This is a genomic window from Marinimicrobium sp. ARAG 43.8 (assembly GCF_050113635.1).
In the GTDB taxonomy this organism is placed as follows: Bacteria; Pseudomonadota; Gammaproteobacteria; order Pseudomonadales; family Cellvibrionaceae; genus Marinimicrobium.
This window is the reverse complement of record NZ_JBNJLT010000003.1, coordinates 141,055-161,834: the sequence shown is the minus strand read 5'-3', so window position 1 is coordinate 161,834 and position 20,780 is coordinate 141,055. Positions and strand designations below refer to the sequence as shown.

General features: G+C 57.1%; 17 protein-coding genes. 5 read left to right on the top strand and 12 right to left on the bottom strand.

All coding sequences use genetic code 11. From position 1 onward, the window contains the following. The first annotated feature begins 59 nt into the window (after positions 1–59). The 4 genes from ACQCLF_RS07950 to ACQCLF_RS07935 all read left to right on the top strand — a co-directional run bounded on the left by ACQCLF_RS07950 (position 60) and on the right by ACQCLF_RS07935 (position 4,929). On the top strand, positions 60–1,454 hold the full coding sequence (locus tag ACQCLF_RS07950) for a S41 family peptidase (RefSeq protein ID WP_426986014.1): 1,395 nt from the start codon (positions 60–62) through the stop codon (positions 1,452–1,454). After that, complete coding sequence (locus ACQCLF_RS07945; RefSeq protein WP_426986012.1) at positions 1,444–2,370, top strand: divergent polysaccharide deacetylase family protein; 927 nt, start codon at positions 1,444–1,446, stop codon at positions 2,368–2,370. The genes ACQCLF_RS07950 and ACQCLF_RS07945 overlap by 11 nt, the downstream gene beginning before the upstream one ends. A gap of 127 nt (positions 2,371–2,497) precedes the next feature. Beyond that, complete coding sequence (locus ACQCLF_RS07940; protein WP_426986010.1) at positions 2,498–2,725, top strand: DUF6316 family protein; 228 nt, start codon at positions 2,498–2,500, stop codon at positions 2,723–2,725. Positions 2,726–2,922: 197 nt separating this feature from the next. Next, positions 2,923–4,929 (top strand): alpha/beta hydrolase family protein, encoded by a 2,007-nt coding sequence (locus ACQCLF_RS07935; RefSeq protein WP_426986008.1) that lies wholly within the window; start codon positions 2,923–2,925, stop codon positions 4,927–4,929. Between the two features lie 124 nt (positions 4,930–5,053). Here the strand turns inward: ACQCLF_RS07935 and ACQCLF_RS07930 are convergent, their stop codons facing one another. From ACQCLF_RS07930 to hisB, 6 genes are all read right to left on the bottom strand, one after another. Continuing rightward, entirely contained in the window at positions 5,054–6,082 is a 1,029-nt protein-coding gene (locus ACQCLF_RS07930; protein WP_426986006.1) for a methionine synthase, read from the bottom strand. A gap of 50 nt (positions 6,083–6,132) precedes the next feature. Further along, positions 6,133–7,116 (bottom strand): DUF1852 domain-containing protein, encoded by a 984-nt coding sequence (locus tag ACQCLF_RS07925; RefSeq protein ID WP_426986004.1) that lies wholly within the window; start codon positions 7,114–7,116, stop codon positions 6,133–6,135. 212 nt (positions 7,117–7,328) lie between these two features. Further along, positions 7,329–8,099 carry an imidazole glycerol phosphate synthase subunit HisF gene (gene hisF / locus ACQCLF_RS07920; protein WP_426986002.1) on the bottom strand — a complete coding sequence of 257 codons (771 nt, stop codon included), beginning with the start codon at positions 8,097–8,099 and terminating at the stop codon, positions 7,329–7,331. A 19-nt stretch (positions 8,100–8,118) separates the two neighbouring features. Then, positions 8,119–8,856: a 1-(5-phosphoribosyl)-5-[(5-phosphoribosylamino)methylideneamino]imidazole-4-carboxamide isomerase gene (hisA, locus tag ACQCLF_RS07915; protein ID WP_426986000.1), complete on the bottom strand. Its 738-nt coding sequence runs from the start codon at positions 8,854–8,856 to the stop codon at positions 8,119–8,121. 52 nt (positions 8,857–8,908) lie between these two features. Continuing rightward, positions 8,909–9,559, bottom strand: coding sequence for an imidazole glycerol phosphate synthase subunit HisH (gene hisH / locus ACQCLF_RS07910; protein ID WP_426985998.1), 651 nt, complete (start codon positions 9,557–9,559; stop codon positions 8,909–8,911). An 18-nt stretch (positions 9,560–9,577) separates the two neighbouring features. Beyond that, positions 9,578–10,171 (bottom strand): imidazoleglycerol-phosphate dehydratase HisB, encoded by a 594-nt coding sequence (gene hisB, locus ACQCLF_RS07905; RefSeq protein WP_426985996.1) that lies wholly within the window; start codon positions 10,169–10,171, stop codon positions 9,578–9,580. Between the two features lie 125 nt (positions 10,172–10,296). On the opposite strand from hisB, the gene ACQCLF_RS07900 reads away from it, so the two are divergent. Then, positions 10,297–11,040, top strand: coding sequence for a 16S rRNA (uracil(1498)-N(3))-methyltransferase (locus ACQCLF_RS07900; protein WP_426985994.1), 744 nt, complete (start codon positions 10,297–10,299; stop codon positions 11,038–11,040). A gap of 13 nt (positions 11,041–11,053) precedes the next feature. Here the strand turns inward: ACQCLF_RS07900 and ACQCLF_RS07895 are convergent, their stop codons facing one another. The 6 genes from ACQCLF_RS07895 to ACQCLF_RS07870 form a co-directional block, all read right to left on the bottom strand. Beyond that, entirely contained in the window at positions 11,054–11,680 is a 627-nt protein-coding gene (locus ACQCLF_RS07895; RefSeq protein WP_426985992.1) for a hypothetical protein, read from the bottom strand. Positions 11,681–11,747: 67 nt separating this feature from the next. After that, the gene (locus tag ACQCLF_RS07890) at positions 11,748–12,440 is read right to left on the bottom strand and encodes a hypothetical protein (protein ID WP_426985990.1); all 693 of its coding nucleotides are present in this window, start codon (positions 12,438–12,440) and stop codon (positions 11,748–11,750) included. 35 nt (positions 12,441–12,475) lie between these two features. Next, positions 12,476–12,964: a chemotaxis protein CheW gene (locus ACQCLF_RS07885; protein WP_426985988.1), complete on the bottom strand. Its 489-nt coding sequence runs from the start codon at positions 12,962–12,964 to the stop codon at positions 12,476–12,478. Then, positions 12,942–13,898, bottom strand: a complete 957-nt coding sequence (locus ACQCLF_RS07880; protein WP_426985986.1) for a chemotaxis protein CheB — start codon at positions 13,896–13,898, stop codon at positions 12,942–12,944. Before ACQCLF_RS07880 ends, ACQCLF_RS07885 begins: the two co-directional genes overlap by 23 nt. A 29-nt stretch (positions 13,899–13,927) precedes the next feature. Beyond that, positions 13,928–19,885, bottom strand: a complete 5,958-nt coding sequence (locus ACQCLF_RS07875) for an Hpt domain-containing protein (protein ID WP_426985984.1) — start codon at positions 19,883–19,885, stop codon at positions 13,928–13,930. 12 nt (positions 19,886–19,897) lie between these two features. Then, positions 19,898–20,761 (bottom strand): CheR family methyltransferase, encoded by an 864-nt coding sequence (locus ACQCLF_RS07870; protein ID WP_426985982.1) that lies wholly within the window; start codon positions 20,759–20,761, stop codon positions 19,898–19,900. Positions 20,762–20,780 lie beyond the last annotated feature (19 nt).

The window sequence follows — 20,780 nt, the reverse complement described above, 5'->3', positions numbered from 1 at the left end:
CCCCCGGCGGCCGGTGCCGGTGCTATTCCGGCCTTACTGCGAGTTTTCAGGAGAACCGGATGCGGTATTTTGACGTTAAACGCGGCGCTTTGACTCTGCTGCTGTGCACAGTACCAGCACTGGTTCTGGCCCAACCCGACGAACCGGCCGAGCAAACCGCGACTGATCGCCAGGAGCCTCAGGAACTGCTTCCGCTGGAGGAGCTGCGCACCTTCACTCGCGTATACGACCATATTCGAAACAGCTATGTGGAAGAGCTGACCGATGCCGAGCTGCTGGAGTACGCCATTAAGGGCATGATGGCGGAACTGGACCCACACTCGGCGTACCTTGACGAAAAGTCCTTTGAAGACCTCCAGGAGAGCACGTCCGGCGAATTTGGAGGCATCGGTATTGAAGTCGGTATGGAAGACGGCTTCGTCAAAGTGATTTCCCCCATCGACGATACGCCGGCCCAACGCGCTGGTGTCGAAGCCGGAGACCTGATTATCCGCCTCAACGACGAGCCGGTTAAAGGCCTGTCACTCAACGAAGCCGTGGAGAAAATGCGCGGCCCCAAAGACAGCGAGCTGACGCTTACCATCGTCCGCGAAGGCGTCGACCAGCCCTTTGAGCTGACGCTGACTCGCGATGTGATCCGCGTCAAAAGTGTTCGCACCCGTGTGATGGATGACCACTACCTGTACATCCGCATCGCCCAGTTCCAACTCAACACCGGCAAGGATATGGTCGAGGCCATTGAAAAACTACGCGAAGAGCGTGATGACTTGCGCGGCATTGTGCTGGACTTGCGCAACAACCCCGGCGGTGTACTGCAAACCTCAGTGGAAGTCGCCGACGCCTTTCTGGAAGAAGGACTGGTGGTTTACACCAAAGGCCGCACCGAGAACAGCGATATGCGTTACTACGCCCACGACGGCCAGACCGCCGAGGAATTGCCGCTGGTCGTGCTGATCAACGACGGCTCCGCCTCCGCCTCCGAAATTGTTGCCGGCGCTTTGCAGGACCACGGTCGCGCCGTCATTCTCGGAACCCGCAGCTTTGGCAAAGGCTCGGTGCAGACGGTTGTGCCGGTGACCGATACCAAGGCGGTAAAACTGACCACCGCCCTTTATTACACCCCGAACGGCCGCTCCATTCAGGCTCAGGGCATTGTCCCCGATGTGATGGTAGAACGCGCTCGCGTCACCGCCATTCGCTCCGGCCTGCACACCACCGAGGCCGACCTGGCGGGCCACCTTGGCAACGCCAATGGTGGTGAAGAAAGCAACACGACCCGTCGCAATACCGAACGCCGTCAGCGCACCGAAGAGGTTGGCGATAACCAACTGGACGAAGCGCTCAATATGCTGAAAGGCCTGTATATTTTCCAACAGCGCCAGCAAACCCAATTACCCAAACTGGACGCTGAAGAGCAGGAACCGGACACCGATCAGGACCCCGATGCCGCGTAAACTGCCTATCGCATTGTGGGGGCTGCTCATTTTCTGGGGAGCCGCAGCATTCAGCGCACCGCCTCAGCTTGCCATCATCATCGATGACATTGGCTACAGCGCCCCCTTGGGCGAGCGCAGCTTGCGACTGAAAGGCGACTTCACCTACGCCATTCTGCCCCAAGCCCCCCAGGGGGCGCGTCTCGCACGTTTAGGCGCAGAACTGGGCAAGGAAATCATGGTACACAACCCCATGAGCACCCTGAAGCCTCGCCCCCTGGACGCCGGTGCCTTGACCGAACAGATGAGCTATCCGGAATTCCAGCACACACTGACTCAAAACCTCGTCGCTATCCCGCAGGCTCGGGGCCTGAACAACCACATGGGCAGCCGACTCACCCAGGACCCACAAGCCATGGGCTGGCTGATGAAACGACTCGGCGACCAGGGCTACTACTTCATCGACAGCCGAACCACCGCCGACAGTCAGGCCTGGGAGACCGCCCGCCACTACCGGGTCCCCACGCTCAAGCGGGACGTTTTCCTCGATCACGACCAAGACATTCTGCAAATCGCCCGGCAAGTCGATCAAGCCATTCAGCTGGCCAAAAGCCGGGGGTACGCCCTCGCCATTGGCCACCCTCATCCCGAGACACTGGCCGTTCTGGAACAACTCGGTCCGGCCCTGGAAGCGTCCGGAGTGGCTCTGGTACCCGTGTCAACCCTGCTCCAGCGTCCTGAAGCCGCGCCCCGACACTACACCGCCCTGTGCCTCGCGCCGCCGATCAGCCTCTGGAAACGACCCGATACCCTGCCGGGCGTTGACCGCCCTCTGATCGTCAGCCAGCAAACCTGGCTGCGCCAGGCCCTTCACCCGGCACTGGACAACCCAACGCCTCTGCATCAAAATCAACATTTGCTATTAAATCGAGACTGATCTATAAACTGATCCATTAAAACGTCCAATGCGGAACTCAGGATTACCCAGAGACTCCATGAAAGGAGCGCGTAGCCGCTCTTTCCAGGCTGCCCCCTCTCCACAAGCACCAACCACAGGTAAAAACATGGCCACCCAACAGCATCGAACAGGCGAAGCCGGCCCCATTCCCGAACGCAACGGTCGCTTCCTGAAGCAAAATGGTTACTGGTACTACAGTACCCGCGAGGGCGTGGACATCGGCCCCTTCGACAGCCGCGAAGAAGCCGAAATCGGCGTGGGTGAGTTCATTGACTTCATCTGCGCCGCCGATCCGAAAATCCGGGAAGCCCTCGAACAATATCGGGCGGCTTGATCAGTCCATCAGGCCAGAGCTGTTGATCGTTCAAGCAACCTCCCCCCAACCTTGAACAGTTGCAACCTCTCTTCTCTTATGGCGTAATCAGTATCCACGTAAATAACGTCAGGGCTGTCTTTCACCGCCCCGGCAGGATGCTGTTATTTCCGCCGCGCGCGTTATGGAAAGATAACAAAATAATAGACGGGATAGATATGATAACTACAGCTCGACGGCTGGTCCGTAAGATCCAGTTTACCTCAACGCTCATTTTTTTCTCCGCTGTCTTCTCCGCGTACCTTCACGCCAAACCCGCTCCAGAAGAAACCGCAGCGCTGTACGCACAGTCGCCAGCACGCTCGCTGGTTGCACTGTCCCCGGGTGGAGATATGGTGGCCTTTCGCACAAAAAATGACGACCAGGACATCGTTCTTGTCTATTCCCTCAGTCAAAATGAAACCGTAACCGGACTGGATGTCTCTGACATCGACCCGTGGTATCTGCATTTTATTAATGACGAGTATCTGGTGCTTGTCGCATCGCAAGAGCGCCGGATCATGGGGTTTCGCGGGCGACACGACATCAGCACAGGTTACGCGCTGGAGATCAAAACCGGCGAAGTGAAACAACTGCTGCGTCCCGGCGATGTCATCTTCAAAGGGCAAACGGGACTGGGAGATATTGTAGGTATCTCTGAAGACCACCAGACGCTCTTTATGCCCGCCTTTGTGGGCCGTTCCTCCACGGATCAAAATCCGGACCTGGCACTCATGGCGGTGGACATCAAAAACCCTCGTCGCCCGAAACTCGTGGCCTCAGGACACGCTGACACCGTTGATTATTTTGTAGATGGTGTCGGGGAGCTGAAGGCCCAGACGCGCTATGACGAGAAATCCAAACGTCTGTCTATCTGGATTCCCGATGGCAAGCGCTGGGAAGAGATCTTTTCGCATACCCACCAAACGCGGCAGCCAACATTCCTCGGTGTGACCGAAGACCGACAATCCCTCTTGATGTTGATAGAAGATAAGGAGGATGGCAGTGCCACCTACCACAGACTCGACTTCAACAACGGTGAGCTTACCCCCCTAGACATCAGTCGGGACGACACAGATATCAGTGCCGCCTTCACCGGCGCTGGGCGTGTTGCCATGGGGGTTCGCTATGCTGGATTTACGCCCGGATACCATTTCTTTGACGAAGCGCTGAATAAACGCATTGCCGACCTGCAAGGGCAATTGCCCGAGCATGTAGTACACGTAGTGGACATCAGTGAAGACCAGGAACATATCGTCATTTATCTGGAGGGCTCCTCCAGCTCGGGTGATTACTATATTGCCTCGAAGGACCAACCGCTTCGGTTTTTGACCAGTGCCCGACCAGGCATCACCGAAACTCAGGTGCACCCCATCGTGCAATTTAATTACAAGGCACGGGATGGCCTGACGATTCCGGCTCTGCTGACCATTCCCCGGGAACACGCTCAAGCGCCGGAGAATCTGCCAGCCATTATCTACCCTCACGGCGGCCCCGAAACCAATGATGAGCAGGGGTTCGATAAACTGGCACAGGCGATGGCTTCTCACGGCTATGCCGTTATCCAGCCACAGTTCCGTGGTTCCACGGGCTTCGGCCAAGCCCATTGGGAGGCGGGTCAGGGAGAGTGGGGTCGTGCCATGCAGGACGACCTGGACGATGCCTTAACCGCGCTGGGCAAAGGCGGGCTGGTGGACGCCGACCGGGTCTGTATTGTCGGGGCCAGCTACGGAGGCTACGCGGCGCTCGCAGGGGCCGCGTTCACTCCTGGACAGTATCGCTGCGTTATCTCCATCCACGGCGTCAGCGACCTGAATAAAATAATCGAATATGAGCGTAAAGAGCACGGCGAGGATGCCTGGGTGGTAGACTACTTTTCCCGATCCATGGCTCGGGACTACTTCACCCCAGAGCGGCTCGCCGCGCATTCGCCCGCCAACTTTGCCAACGGCGTTCAGGCACCAGTGCTCCTGATCCATGGCGAAACCGATGAGGTTGTTCCTATCGAACAGTCCGAGTTAATGCGCGACCGCCTCAAAGCCGCCAATAAATCCGTCGAGTTTATGGAGCTGAAAGACACAGGCCACTCCTATGGTGATGAAGCGGTTCGCACAACGCTATTTACCCGTATTCTTTCCTTCCTGGATGAACATTTGGCTACCGCTGACACCGGCAATGAAAACTGAGCGACTTGGCGCCTGCGGCAACGCGATCAACAAGCCCGAAACGGCCTCGGCGCCAAGCCCTCTGATGTCGCCCCCAAGGTCTGACGAGCTCATTGGTGCAACCAATTTCCACTGTCTGCTCAAACTAACTCGACAGCTCTTTCCGAATAATTTCCGCACCCGCACTTAAGGCACCCAGCTTATCTCTTGCCACCTGACGAGACAAAGGCGCCATGCCGCAGTTGGTGCAAGGGTAGAGCTTATCGGCATCGACAAACTGAAGTGCTTTGCGCAACGTATTGGCGACTTCTTCGGGTGTCTCAATCGCATTGCTTGCCACATCAATGGCTCCCACCATGACTTTTTTGCCTCGAATAAGCTCCAATAGTTCGATGGGAACATGGGAGTTATGGCATTCCAGGGAAATGATGTCGATATTGGATGCTTTTAGCTTTGGGAAAATTTCTTCATATTGCCGCCATTCAGAGCCCAGGGTTTTCTTCCAGTCTGTATTGGCTTTGATGCCATAGCCGTAGCAAATGTGTACCGCCGTTTCGCATTTAAGCCCTTCAATGGCTTTTTCCAGAGTGGCAATTCCCCATTCATTGACTTCGTCAAAAAAGACATTGAAGGCGGGCTCGTCAAACTGAATAATATCAACGCCTGCCGCTTCCAACTCTCTGGCTTCTTGATTGAGAATTTTGGCGAATTCCCACGCGAGTTTTTCACGGCTTTTGTAATGGGCATCATACAGCGTATCCACCATCGTCATGGGGCCCGGCAACGCCCACTTTATGGGCTGACTGGTTTGCTGACGCAAGAACCTGGCATCGTCAACGAAAACGGGGTCGGGGCGAGATACTGGGCCCACAACCGTCGGTACCGCCGCGTCATAGCGATCACGAATCTTAACGGTTTTGCGTTGCTCAAAGTCAACGCCGTTGAGCTTTTCGATAAATGTCGTGACGAAGTGTTGGCGCGATTGCTCGCCGTCGCTGACAATATCAATGCCAGCGTGTTGCTGCTCTTGCAACGACAAGCGCAAAGCATCCTGCTTGCCAGCGACGAGTTCATCACCGCTCAGCTTCCAGGGAGACCAGAGCGTCTCGGGCTGGGCAAGCCAGGAGGGCTTGGGTAAACTTCCTGCTGTGGATGCGGGCAATAACTTTTTCATAGTCAATAATCTTGTAGAGTTTGGCAATCGTTTGGTGATCGTTTCTTGAGTTAAAGCGCGTAGCCAGCAGACCACTGGTCAAGCGTGGCCCGGTGAGGCTTGATAAAGTGCTCCTCAGCAAACCGCCCCTGTTCGACCGCCAGGCGACCACGTTCTTCCCGATCGTAAACAATGTTCGTCAATGAATAATCCTGATGCTTCAAGCTTGGCTGGTACTCTGACCCGGCCACAGCATTAGCATTGTAAATCTCTGGGCGATAGATTTTCTGGAAAGTCTCCATCGTGCTAATGGTGCTGATGAGTTCAATATTGGTGTAATCACTCAGCAAGTCACCAAAGAAATAGAATGCCAACGGAGCAGTACTGTTGGCCGGCATAAAATAGCGCACCTGAAGCCCCATCTTTTTGAAATACTGCTCCGTCAATGAGGATTCATTGGGCAGGTATTCAACCCCCAATACGGGATGCTGATTCGCCGTACGATGATAGGTTTTGCTGTCGGATACACTCAGGCATATCACCGGGGCTTTACTGAAATGCTCTTTGTAAGCACTGGAGTTCACAAAGCATTTGAAGAGCTTGCCGTGCAAGTCACCAAAATTATCCGGAATGCTAAATTGGTCTTGGTGTTTGTTGTGCTCCAGCAGTAATACGCTAAAGTCGTAATCTCGCACATAGGAGGAAAAGTTATTCCCAACGATGCCTTCAATGCGTTTGTTCGTTTTGTGATCAATCACACTCGTTTTTAGTATTTCAATGGCAGGAAATCCATCCCCCTCGCCGTTATTCTCAACATCCATTTCAACGGAAATGATATCAAGCTCAACAGAATAACGATTCCCCCTGGGGTTATCCCAGTGGGCCAGGGCGTTGAAACGATTGTCGATCATCCTTAAGGCTTTGCGCAGATTCTCCTGGCGGCTTTCCCCCCTGGCCAAGTTGGCAAAGTTGGTGGTAATGCGCGTATTGTCTGCGGGGCGATAATGTTCATCGAAACGAATGCGCTTAATCGCAAAGGTAAAATCTTTACTCATCGTGATCTTGTAACCCGATTATGGCCGTGGTTAGAAACAGGTGTGTTTTATACCTGAATCACAGCATGAGTAAAAATGATATTATTTCAGAGAGCCATGAGCGAAATTCATAGTGAGGACCAGGAATGGACAGGGGGCACCTTGCGGTCAGGGAGAACGGGACGCCAAAGACGGCGGCATTACTGAAGACAGAAATGCCGCCTCAATGCCGTTCAGCGCATCTCGATACCGCGCTCGCGCATATAGGCTTTCGCCTCGGGGATGGTGTATTCGCCGAAGTGGAAGATGCTGGCGGCGAGCACGGCGTCGGCGCCGCCTTCGATCACTCCATCAGCCATGTGCTGGAGGTTGCCGACGCCACCGGAGGCGATAACGGGCACGGAAACGGCGTTGCTAATAGCGCGGGTTAACGGCAGGTCGAAACCGTTTTTGGTGCCATCGCGGTCCATGCTGGTCAGCAGTATTTCTCCCGCACCATTGGCCGTCATGCGCTCAGCCCATTCGATGGCATCGATGCCGGTGGGCTTGCGGCCACCGTGAGTGAAGATTTCCCAACGGGGCGTTTCGCCTTGCGCATTGACCTGTTTGGCATCAATGGCAACGACGATGCATTGGGCACCAAACCGATCCGCGGCGGCTTTGACAAAATCGGGGTTGGAGACCGCGGCGGAGTTAATGCCCACCTTGTCGGCCCCGGCGTTGAGCATGCGGCGGATATCCTCGATTTTGCGAATACCACCGCCGACGGTGAGCGGGATAAACACTTCAGACGCCATGCGCTCCACCGTGTGCACGGTGGTGTCTCGCCCCTGATGACTGGCGGTAATATCCAGAAAGGTGACTTCATCAGCCCCCTGCTCGTTGTAGCGCTTGGCCACCTCTACGGGGTCACCGGCATCGCGAATATCGACGAATTGCACGCCTTTGACCACGCGGCCATTGTCGACGTCGAGGCAGGGGATGATGCGTTTTGCGAGTGCCATAGGTCAGACTTTTGTTGGGTTAGTGGGACATGGAGTCACAGTAAGCCTGGGCTTCGGCGACATCCAGTGAACCTTCGTAGATGGCGCGACCGGTAATGGCACCGGTAATACCTTGCTCGGAAACCGCTCGCAGCGCTTTGATGTCGTCCATATTGGTAATACCGCCCGAGGCGATTACCGGAATGCTTGAGGCATTGGCCATGCTCAGCGTCTGCTCAACGTTCACACCCTGCATCATACCGTCGCGGGCAATGTCGGTGTAAACAATGGCGCTGACCCCATCTTTTTCAAACCGTTTAGCCAGGTCCGTCGCTTTCACTTCGGAGACTTCCGCCCAGCCATCGGTGGCGACCAGCCCGTCTTTCGCATCCAGCCCTACGATAATATGGCCCGGAAACCGGCGGCACATATCCGTGACGAATTCCGGCTCCTTGACCGCCTTGGTGCCAATAATCACGTATTGCACACCGGCCTGGAGATAGTATTCGATGGTCTCGGCACTGCGTATACCGCCGCCGATCTGGATGGGCAAGTCAGGGTAGGCTTTGGCAATGGCGGTTACCACCTCACCGTTTACCGGCTTGCCCTCAAACGCGCCGTTAAGATCGACCAGATGCAATCGGCGACAGCCGGCGTCTACCCAGCGTTTGGCCATGGCGACCGGGTCGTCGGAGAATACAGTGGAATCGTCCATCAGGCCCTGGCGCAAGCGCACGCATTGACCGTCTTTTAAATCGATGGCGGGAATAATCAACATTCGGTTTCGGGTCCGGTTTTGGTTACGGTTTAAGAGGGGTTAACGTTCAATGTTATGACGTGCCGTCCCAACCTACGAAGTTGCGCAGCAGTTGCAGGCCGGCGGTATGGCTTTTTTCCGGGTGAAATTGCACGGCAAACAGGTTGTCCTGCATCAGCGCGGCGGAGAACGTTTGTCCGTACTCGCAAGTGCCAGCCACTTGGGAGGCATCACCGGCTTCCACGTAAAAACTGTGCACAAAATAGAATCGGGTGTCCTGCTCGATGCCCGCCCACAAAACGTGCTCGTTTTGATGCACCTGGTTCCAACCCATGTGAGGCACTTTGAGCTTATGCCCTTCACCATCGGTCAGGCCCTGGCCAAAAAAGCGCACCTGGCCGGGCAGTAAATCGATACAGTCCACCCCGCCGTTTTCTTCACTGTGGGTCATCAGTGCCTGCATGCCCACACAAACGCCCAGCACCGGCTTGCCTGTTGCCACTTGTTCGCGCAACAAGACATCGAATTCCAGGCGGCGGATTTCAGCCATGCAGTCACGAATCGCCCCCACACCCGGGAACAGCACCCGGTCGGCGTCCCGCACTTGCTGAGGATCGCTGGTGACCAGCACATCGGCTTCCGGAGCGACATGGTTCAGGGCACTGGCCACCGAATGCAGGTTGCCCATGCCATAGTCGATAACGGCAATTTGCGGGTTACTCATAGCGCGCTGACTCCGGTTTTACAGGCTGCCTTTGGTAGACGGCATCTTGCCCGCCATACGCGGATCTTCTTCCAGCGCCATACGCAGCGCCCGACCGAACGCCTTGAACACGGTTTCCGCCTGGTGGTGAGCGTTGTGCCCCCGCAGGTTATCGATGTGCAGCGTCACCTGGGCGTGATTGACAAAACCGTGGAAAAACTCGGAGAACAATTCGGTATCGAAGGCACCGATGCGCTTTTGCGTAAACGGAATGTCCATCATCAGCCCCGGACGACCGGAAAAATCGATGACCACGCGAGACAACGCCTCATCCAGCGGCACATAGGCGTGGCCGTAGCGGCGCAGGCCTTTTTTATCACCCACGGCCTTGGCCATCGCCTGACCAATGGTGATGCCGATATCCTCCACGGAGTGGTGATCGTCGATGTGGGTGTCCCCATCGCAGGTCACGTCCAGATCGATCATCCCATGCCGGGCAATCTGGTCCATCATGTGCTCAAGAAATGGCACCCCGGTGTCAAACGTGCCTTTTCCCTCACCATCGAGGTCCAGACTGACGCGGATTTTGGTTTCCAGGGTGTTACGATCGACTTGGGCGCGGCGGTTGGCCATGGGTTCTCCAGAAACGGGGACTGACTTAGGGGCGGGATTTTAGCATAATCCGCTCCACAGGTCTGTTTGGGAGGACAGGGCCCCCAGTCACCGACTTTCTACTCATTACTGCACAGGAGGCGCTCATGCGCGTACCCCGGGTCTACACCGCCCAACCTCTCGCTTCCGGTCAAGTGGTCACGCTGGAGGCCGCCCCCTCCCATCATTTGAGCAAGGTTTTGCGCATGACGGCGGGTCGGCCACTGGTCCTGTTCAATGGTCAGGGCGGCGAGTTTGAGGGGGAGATCCTTGAGACGGGAAAGAAAGCGGTGAGTGTTCACATCGGCGATTTTCACCCCGCAGACCGGGAATCGCCGCTGGATTTGGAGTTGGCCATCGGCCTATCGCGTGGCGACCGGATGGACTGGATTTTCCAGAAGGCCACAGAACTGGGGGCCACCCGTATCACGCCACTGTTCACAGAGCGCTCTGAAGTCAAACTCAAAGGGGAGCGGCTGGAGAAAAAGCTGGAGCACTGGCAACAGGTCATGATCAGCGCCTGCGAACAATGCCAACGCAATCGGCTGCCGATCATCCGCTCACCGCTCACGCTCGATGACTGGTTCGACCAGGCGCCCGGCAACACACCCGACCGCGCCCTATTTGTCCTACACCACCGTGACAGCCGGGGCCTGCCCACCGAAAAGCCTCTCGGCGAGGTATCCCTACTGGTCGGGCCGGAAGGCGGTTTGTCGGATGACGAAATTGATCGAGCGCTGCAGCGCGGTTGTCAGCCATTAACACTCGGGCCTCGCGTTATGCGTACGGAAACTGCACCGCTGGCCGCCATCAGTCTCGCCCAGTACCTGTGGGGAGACTTCTCCAAGTAGCAATGCTCGGGCGCTAGCTAGACGCTTTCAGCGCCCTGGGGCGCTGGTCCGAGCGGTCAGACTGCGCCTTCCCCTTCCGCTGCGGCTGTAGCTCTTCCTCAAGCCAGCGCCGCACCTGAGCTCGATCCTTGCGCCGAGTCAGCTGTTCGGTATGGACATTACAGGGGGTAATGGACGCGCCATCCTCTTCGTGTTGAACAGTGAAGGTTCGCCGAACACCCACCGGAAATGGGCTGGGGCCGTGGATGGCGGCCGCCCGAATTTCCAGTGCTCGAATATCGTCAAACTTTTGCAAAATCTGCCCGGTGCTGTTTCGCCCTCGGACAATATCCGCAAAGGCTCCCAGCACCAGGAAATCGCCGGACCGTAGCGGACCCTGGCGCAGACTGCGCTGAACGTTATGGTCGTCGCCGTCCACACGCTCATACTGGGTGACGCCCAACACACTAATTTCGCCCTGCTGATCCGTTACGACCACTTGCACACACTGGATATGCACCGGGGATTCGCTCATATTAACCAGCAGACACAGTGCTTCAGGATCTTCGTTCTGCGCGTGATGGATAACCAAATAGGGACGACGGGACCGTCGATACTGCCAAAAGAAAAACTGGAAATAGGCGACCCAAACGATCGCCATAACTACATTGCTGAACGTGGATAAGTACTCCAAACGCTCCTCCCTGGGTCAACTGTGATTAAACGATTCAGAAGGCTCCACTGTCGCTGGACGAAGAAATCGATGAACTGCTGAGAGAACTCATTGAGGAAGATTGGCTGGACGAACTCGAACTGAATAAACTCGAGCTAGCGGACGATGACCCGAGGCCGTCATTCACGTTTGGAATGGTTTCCACCATCAACAAATCAGCCTGGCTCTCAATATAATGAACTTCGTATTCACGATACGGGATCTCACCGTCGCACACGTCGCCATCCCTCACCCGGCGACGATCATAGGTCAGCTCGATTTCGCCGACGGTGTCGTCGTCAGTGATGCTGTACGCCTGCACTCGATCCAGCAGCACTTGTTGTGTGCAACCACTGTCGTCAACCCAGCCGCTATCGTAGAGAAAAACCTGTCCCTCCTCGAAATCGGGCTCTGAGACGAACTGCGTTTCGTATTCAGACATCACATCGGCGTAATCGTCCATGTTATCAATGATCAGCAGGCGGCGACCATGGCCCGTGGTCGCAGGGTAACTGCCAAATTCGTCGCTGAAACTACCGCTGGTCAACAGCCGTGAATTGACCGGATCGCGCACCTCTTCCTCGTCGGACTCACCGGGATCAAACGGCTCTTCACGCTCTCCGCCGCAGGCGGTCAGGACAAGGCCGACCAGTAAACCTGCAGCGGGGGCCATTGATACGCGCTTGATCATTTCTCTATTCATCCGCATGACATCTGGGCTCGTTAATCATTCAGAACTGATGACTACTCGACACGGGTTTTGAGGTAATCCAATACCCGCTGCTCAACTTCGGGGATATCCGGGATCACCGCACTTTCGCCCGCCCACCGTACCGGCATCCGCTCAAACGGACCGGCCGCTTCGTTTCTCACCTGTAACTCATCGGGCGTCACTCGCACCAGACGGGGAAGCCCTTGCGCCATCAGGGCCACAAAATGAATGTGCTCACTGACCCCAGTAGTATTGAACACGGCGACCCGGGCGGAGTTCCCAATGGCTGCCTGGTCGCCCCCGCACAACACTTCGAACGAGACCAACGGGATCGTCAGGTCCCGCCAGTGGTAGTCCCCCAGGTACCAGCCAGGAGCTCCGGACACCGTATCAATTTGCCCCAGGGGGACAATTTCCGCCACCGAAACATTGGGCACTAGCAACGTCTGCCCCTGTATGGGGATCAGAAGGCTGGCGACTTCCCGAGTATCCGGTGCGTCAGTAGGCTGCGGGACGCTCATAGCTCTGTCTTTCCTCAATTGATTGATCTGCGCTAGATGGATCGGCGCTGGACGGATCTGAGCCGGCCACCTCGACACTTAGCTGCCGGGCCAGCCCCTCGGGAGTGTCGATGACCGTTACCGCCCCGGTGGCGATAACGGCTTCAGGCATTGAGGCACTGATGCAATCCTCGGGGCTTTGAGCCCAGACACGGCCACCATAACGCTTCACCAGGCGGGCCGCCGAGGCACCATCGTCGCCCATGCCGGTAAAAATGATTAATCCCAGACGATCGCCATAAAGGCGCGCCGCCTGAGCGACCAAACAGTCCACCGATGGCACGTAAGGGGTTTGCCAGGGCTTCGATGAAAGCGCCAGGGTCCCATTCTCCATAAGTTCTACGCGCGGTTCGCCACTGACGATCAGTAACCGGTTTGCCGCCAGCACCGCGCCTTGCGCGACGGAGGCCGCCGAATACCCCGAACGGCTCATCATGCGGACGAGGGTGTCTGCATAGCTGTGATCGATATGCTGCACGTAAAGGAAAGCAACCCCAAGTCCCGAGGGCAACGCTTCCATAAACCGCTGCACCGCTGCCGGACCTCCCGTAGAGGCGGCCAACACCCAGAGCCGGGGCGCACAGGGCGCCCGATGCAGGTTAATATCACCCGCCAGCTGCTTGAGTTTGCTCAGCGTTCGTTTCAACCAGGCTCGATGGGGCTCCCCACCGGGCCGATAGTCGCTGCTGTCACTGACAATTACCGGAATGCGGCTCTGCTCCAGCAAGGCTTGCACCTCGGCGGGCATGTCCTGCTCGGGGGAGAAGGCCATATCCACAATCCAGGCATCCGCATCGACCGGGTCAACCGGCCCCGTCAACTGGGGCAATGGCTGATGCCCAGCTTCCCGAACACTCAGCACCAAATACTGGCGCTTGTGGGGGCTGTCAACCATCAGACCAACGCGCAGCGTTTTCACCGTCGCTACACTCGCTCGATCTCTAGCAGCTCATGAATATTGTTGAGCAACCGCTCTTCCTGGTAGGGCTTGCCCATGTACTTATTCACACCGATCCCGAACGCCCGCTCGCGATGCTTGTCTCCCGTCCGGGAGGTAATCATGATGATAGGCAGATCGCTCAGCCGGGAACTGCTGCGAATATTACTGGCCACCTCGAAGCCGTCCATGCGCGGCATTTCAATATCCAGCAGCATGACATCCGGCACTTGATCCTGCAGCATCAGTAACGCTTCGGCACCATCTTTGGCGGTGATCACCCGGAAGCCCTCGCGCTCAAGGAAGCGACCCGTCACCTTGCGCACCGTCACCGAATCATCCACCACCATCACCACACGTTCGCGCTCCTCGGGGACTTCCGGTGCGGCTTCAGGCGCTTCAAGCAGCGTGGCATTGGGCATACCCAGCGCCAGCTTTTCCCGGATCAACGCATGCGGATCGAGAATGACCACGACGCTGCCATCGCCCATCACCGTGGCGCCAGAGACGCCGCTCACGGCACTGAACTGCACTCCCAGGGTTTTCACCACGATCTCACTGCTGCCCAGCAGCCGATCCACTTGCAACGCCACGGTGTGTTCGGCGCTGCGCACCAACACCACGGGTAGAGGCAGTGACTGGCCGTCGAGCTTTGGCCGGGTATCGCTATCCAGCATGGTGCCCAGATACCGCATGCGGTACTGTTCACCCGCATATTCGAAACGCGCGTTTTCGTCCGAGTAGTAATGCTCCAGCTCGAACGGACTGACCCGGACAATCCCCTCAATGGTGTTGAGCGGCACTGCGTAGTAATCGTTACCAATCTGAATCATCAGCGCACGGTTGACGGACACCGTGAACGGCAGGCGCACGATAAACTCCGACCCACTGCCGGATACAGAGTTGATGAACATGGAACCGCCGAGTTGCTTGATCTCGGAGTGCACCACATCCATGCCAACGCCGCGACCGGAAATCTGGGTGACTTTATCGGCGGTGCTAAAGCCTGCGTGCAGAATAAACTGCATGATATCGCGGTCACTCAGTTGCGCGTCTTCGGTCATCAGGCCACGCTCAACAGCCTTGGCGCGCACCCGTTCGAGATTGATACCACGACCATCATCGGCCAGGCGCAAAATCACTTCGCCCCCCTCCCGGGACAGGCCAAGCATAATACGACCGGTTCGAGGTTTACCGGCCGCCTCCCGGTCAGCCGGTGGTTCAATACCGTGGTCAACGGCGTTGCGCAGCATGTGTTCGAGCGGCGCTACCATACGCTCCAGAACTGAGCGATCCAGTTCGCCCTCGACATTATCCAGCTCGAAGTTCACGTCCTTGCCCAGTTCTGTGGCGGCCTGCCGAACGATGCGGCGCAAACGGGGCACCAGCCGGGAGAACGGCACCATGCGCGAACGCATCAGCCCTTCCTGCAAATCGGTATTGATGCGGGACTGCTGCAACAGCAGGGTTTCGGTGTCACGGTTTTTGTCCGCCAGGGTATTCTTCAGGTCCAGCAGGTCCGAGGCCGACTCCATCAGAGAGCGGGACAACTGCTGCAACTGGGAGTAGCGATCCATTTCCAGCGGATCGAACTCTTCGTGGGCCTCCATTTGTTCCTGCCGGAACAGTACCTGTGCCTCCGTTTCAATATCGAGCCGTCGCAATTGCTCCTGCAGGCGCGAGATCGTTGAGTCCATCTCATCAATGGCTAAACCGAGGTCGCCCACCTGCTCTTCAATACGCCCGCGCGTAATGGATGTCTCGCCCGCCAGGTTCACCAGATCTTCCAACAACTCGGCAGAGACTCGCACCACCTCTTGCGGACCGCTGCGACGGGCAGCCAACTGCTGCAACGGGGCCCCACCACCCGCACCAGCCGTGGCACTCAGTGCTCCACCCGGCGGCATGTCGGGAGCCGTAGTGGCGGTCGTGCCCGGTTTGGCTTTTGCGGTGAACGGCAATATGTTATCCACCTCGGGCGACGACATGCGCTCCAGGGAATTCACACGCTCGGGGGCCACGGCTTCACCGTTTCCGCCTTCGTGTGGTGTCTCGACTCGACTCACACCCGCATGAATTTTGTCCTGAAGATCCGTCAGGCGCTGGAAGAACGCCTGATCGATGGAATCTCGTTCACGCATCCCGATCAGCAGGGTTTCAAAGTCGTGAGCCAGGTCTCCGACGTCGGTTATGCCCGCCAGGCGTGCACCGCCTTTCAATGTGTGCAGGGATCGCTTGAGATCTTCGGCATACTCCGGATTGCTCCAGTCCTCTTGCCATTCCGTCAGCGCCCGGTCGATGTCTTCCAGCAGATCGGAGGCTTCTTCCAGGAAAATGTCGACGATTTCTTCGTCAATATCGTCCTCGTCTGCTTCCAAACCTTCTTGTGGCGGGCTTTCTTGTGGCGGGTCTTCTTGTCCCGGGCCTTCTTGTTGCGGGCCGTCTTGCAGACCTTCCTGCGGACCTTCTTCCGGGCTTTGCTCCGAATCTTCCGAAGCCCCCTGCTGCTCATCGCTTTGCGTTTCCTGTAGAGCCGACAACCACTGGTCCAAAGGCGCCTGCACCGCTTCCGGTGCGAATTCCAGGTTTTGTCCGACCGCCACCTGGTCCACCAGATCCAATAGCGCCATATGGGCCGCCGTCAGATCCCGGCACAGATCATCGCTGCAAGGGATTTGCCCATGCAGCACACCCCCATGAATGCGGTAGAGCTTGTCACCCAACTCGGCCATCGGCGGTAAATTAGCGTGAAGCGCACCTTTGGTCAGAGTGGCGAGTTCCTCTTGAAGCGGCACCAGTGGCGATTGATCTTCCGGGTGCTGGCGCCAGCGCTCAATGATCTCATCGGCATCCAGCAAGAGGTTCATTTCCTCGGCCATAAAGATGGCGAGCAACTCTGGGTCAATGGTCTTTTGCCCTTGCGTTTCGGCTTCCTGCTGACGCACCAGCGGTGCGATAAATATTTCCCTGAGTTCGGCTACTCTCGCCTGAAACTGTCCCAGACGGGGGATCTCAACCGGCTCACCCCGTTCGATATCTGACAAAGCGCTCGTGGTGTACTCCACCGCATCCCGCAATAACTGCAGGATGTCTTCGTTAATATTAACCTGATAGGTGCGCAGTTCTTTGACGAAGCGCTCCAGCGGCGTCGCCAGTTCGGCAACCGGATTGATACTCGCCATATGAGCGCTGCCTTTCAGCGTATGCAGCGCTCTCTGGGTGGCATCACTGGGCGGGGTAAACAGCGGTGCCACGCCTTCCATTTCACGAATATATTGCTCGACCACTTGCAAATGCGCGAGCGCCTCTACACCGAAGATTTCCCACAGCTGGGAGTCGCGATCTTCCTCTTCCGGCTTTTCAGTGCCTGCCGCTTGGTGCGTCTCATCGGCATCGCGGGAGGCCGTGGAAGCGGTGTCCTGTGCGGCGACCAACTCCAGATCCTGGGGCTCCTCGCCTTTTGAAAGCGCGTCCGCATAGCGGGCACAGGCGTCGGTACGTTGTGGGTGTGGGTTGGGGAGCGCATCCCGAAAAGCCGCAATCATATCGGGCAACAGTTCGCGTACGGCATTGATGACTTTTACATGGCGGTCATCCGGCCCGACGGTGCCATCAAGCACACGATTGAGCATATTCTCAATCGACCAGGCCAGTTCCCCGATATCGGTCGCACCCACCATGCGCCCACTGCCTTTTAGCGTATGGAACGCGCGGCGGAATTCCGTCAGCGCGTCTGTATCACCAAAGTCTGCGGCCCAGCGGGGGAAATGTTCATCGATCGCCTCGCAAACCTCGCCAGCTTCTTCGATAAAGATATCCAGAATTTCAGCGTCGACGTCCTCTTGCTCCGACGTCTCTTCGGTATCCTGAGACTCAGCGGCCTTGTCCGTGTCAGTCAGCAGGCTCTGTTCCGGCGACCCGGCTGTCTGCGGCAAAGCGTCGAGCGCTTCCGCCTCCCGGGTCAACGCCTCCAGAGAGTAGCCCGTCTCGCTCTCCGAGTCGTGTTCGGCCTCTGAATCCGCAAGCGCCTCTCCCGACGCTTCCTGCTCCAGAACGTTTTGCTCCAGAACGTCTTGCTCCAAAGCATCCAGCGATGCATCGCCAGCGCCATCTGCTGCTGATTCCGTTGCCGATTGATAGGCCGCATTGAATGCCGCCATCGCTTCGCTGTCTTCGAGTTCGTCCTCATGCCCGGTGGCGGCTTCCGGAACCTCAGGCACGGGCGCCACCTTACTCGGTGCTACCGCGTAACCCAGTTGCGCAACGCGCTCTTCGGCCACATGCAGCAATAGCTCGTTATCATTGGCGTGCTCACTGTTAAAGCGCTCCAGATAATATTCCACGCTGGTGATGGCATCCGCGAGAGTATCGAGGTGCGACCAGTCTGGCGGTGTTTCTGAGGCCAGCAGCTGCTCTTCCACAAACCGTGCGCACGCCCCGATCACTCGAGCGGGACGAGACATCGGCACAATATCCAGCCCGCCGCGAATTTCCCGCAACGTGCCCGGCACCGTTTGCAAGTGGGTGGCGTCCCATTGCGAAGCGATGTATTCCACCACCGCATCTTTGGCCTGCTCCAAACCGCTGCGGGACTCTCGCAGCACCGATTCCTGAGCTCGGGACAAATTCAATTCTGCCTGCACCGTCTCCGAATCGCTGGAGCGACCCGATGTCGCCGACCAGGCTTCAAGTCCGCTTTCAATCTCGAGCATTCGACCTGCAAACGCCAACAGCGCCGCTTCATCCAGAACGCCCTCCAAGGTCGTTGCGCGCTCCAGCTCCTCGGTTTGTTCCAGTAGCTGCTTGCGCAGCTGCCCTGCCCCCAGCACCGCCATCGTGTCTGCCATGCGCTTGAGTGTGGGCAACGTTTCGATAAGCGTTTGCTTGCGCTCTTCATCGGGCAGAGAGACATCCAGTGCTTGCTTGATCGTATCGAGTTCCGCCTTCAATGCCGAGACAACCGACTTTAACGCTTCCGGATCTGGCACACCCAGCAGCACCTGCCCATCCTCATCCTGGGCGCTGCTTTCACTTTCGGGCAATGCGTTTTCCAGCTCGTAACGCTGGTAAACCGATTTCAAATAGGAGTCGTCAGGCAGGTCATCCACCTGCTTTACGGCGCGAGCCACGTAATACAGAAGGTTCTTCAGAAACTGCTCGTCGCAGGCCGTCGAAAGCCGTTGCGGCCCCTCGGCAATCAGGGCTTTGAGTTCCTGATCCAGTTGACGAAGCAGGTTTTTGATCGAGACGTTGGCGTCCAGCGTCCCTTGCTCCAGCGCTTCAGCCAGCGCCAGACAAATATGCCATTGCGCCTGCCGGCGAGTTCCGCGGGTAAGCTTGTAAAGCCGCTCAAAGACTTTCTTCAGGTAGCCCAGATTGTCACTCTGATTGACACCCCGCATAAACCCGGCGGCGGCGTACTGATACATCTGGCGCAGCTTTCGTGCCGTGTCCCGAAATTGTTTCGGGTTACTCAGCATCGGCAATGGCTCTCCGTGAGCTTCCTGAGCCGGCGCCAGGTGAGGGCTGAACAGACGAGTCTCGGTGAGTAAATTCTCTCCCCGCACAGCCCGCAAATCGTTCAGTAATGGCAAAAGGGAGAGGGGATTGTCGCGCCGCGATACTTTGACGTTTTCGAGGTACACCGGGAATTGCACGATAGCGCGCATCAATACTTCCTGCGCTTCGGCGCTGTTAGCGGTGCGGTCTTCCAGCATCGCCTGCGCCAGGTATTCCATTTCTTCGGCCATCATGGCCGCGCCATGAAACTCCACCATTTGCAGGCTACCGTGCACCTGATGGATGTGGGTCAAACAAAAGCGCAGACGCGCCTGGTCCCGTGGATTTGCCACGTATGACTCAAGCGCATCGCGCGCCTCTGTCAGGGTTTCCACGATTTCGTGGACCACCCAGTCCAGCGCAACGAAATTTCGGCTGTCAGACATGCAGAGCCTTCCTCATTGTTTTTGTCGCTCGTCGCGAACGTAGGCTTGCACTTGATCGCCTACCACACGGCGTAGACCCGGGTGCTCCCAGTCCACGGCTTCCCCAAGGCCAATCATCAACACACCGCCGGGCTTGAGACGCTCGGCGAAGGCATTGAGAATGTCCCGACGCAGCCAGCGCCGAAAATACACCAGAAGATTCTGGCAAAAGATAACGTCCATTTTGATCACCGGCATGGCTCGTATTTGCGTGATGTTGCCCTGACTGAAACAAACCCGCTCCCGCAATTTATCGGCCACCCGGTACTGGCCGGATTCGTCGGGAATCATATACCGCTGCACCTCGTCCGGCTGAAGCGGCGAAAGCCGGCGTGCGGGATAGTACCCCTCTCGAGCTTTCGACAGCGCTGATGAACTGATGTCGGTCGCCGTGATGCCATAGTACGGCTCCAGCTTGGCCAGCTCGAAACAATCGTTCACCACCATGGCCAACGAGTAAGGTTCCTCGCCACTGGCGCAACCGACACTCCATATATCAAAGCTGTTATCCAGCTGCCGGTTATTGATGCGGTTCTGCAATGTGCGGCGCACGTATTCCACGGATGGTCTGTGGCGGAAAAAACTGGTTTCTTTCACCGTCAGCCGATCCACCAGGATCGACCACTCCATTAACCCCGCCAGGCCGCTGGTGACCCGTTGAAAATACTGGTTATAGTCAGTGCAGCCAACTTCGCGCATGCGAATGGAAACCTGTGACTGCAATAGCGCCTTTTTTTGCACAGACAGTTGAATCCCCGTGCGCTCCTCCACCAGCTTGCTCCACTGCACAAACTGGCTTTCGGTAAACTCCTCCGTCGACTGCAGAGACCACACCATAAATACTCACTTCCCGTAA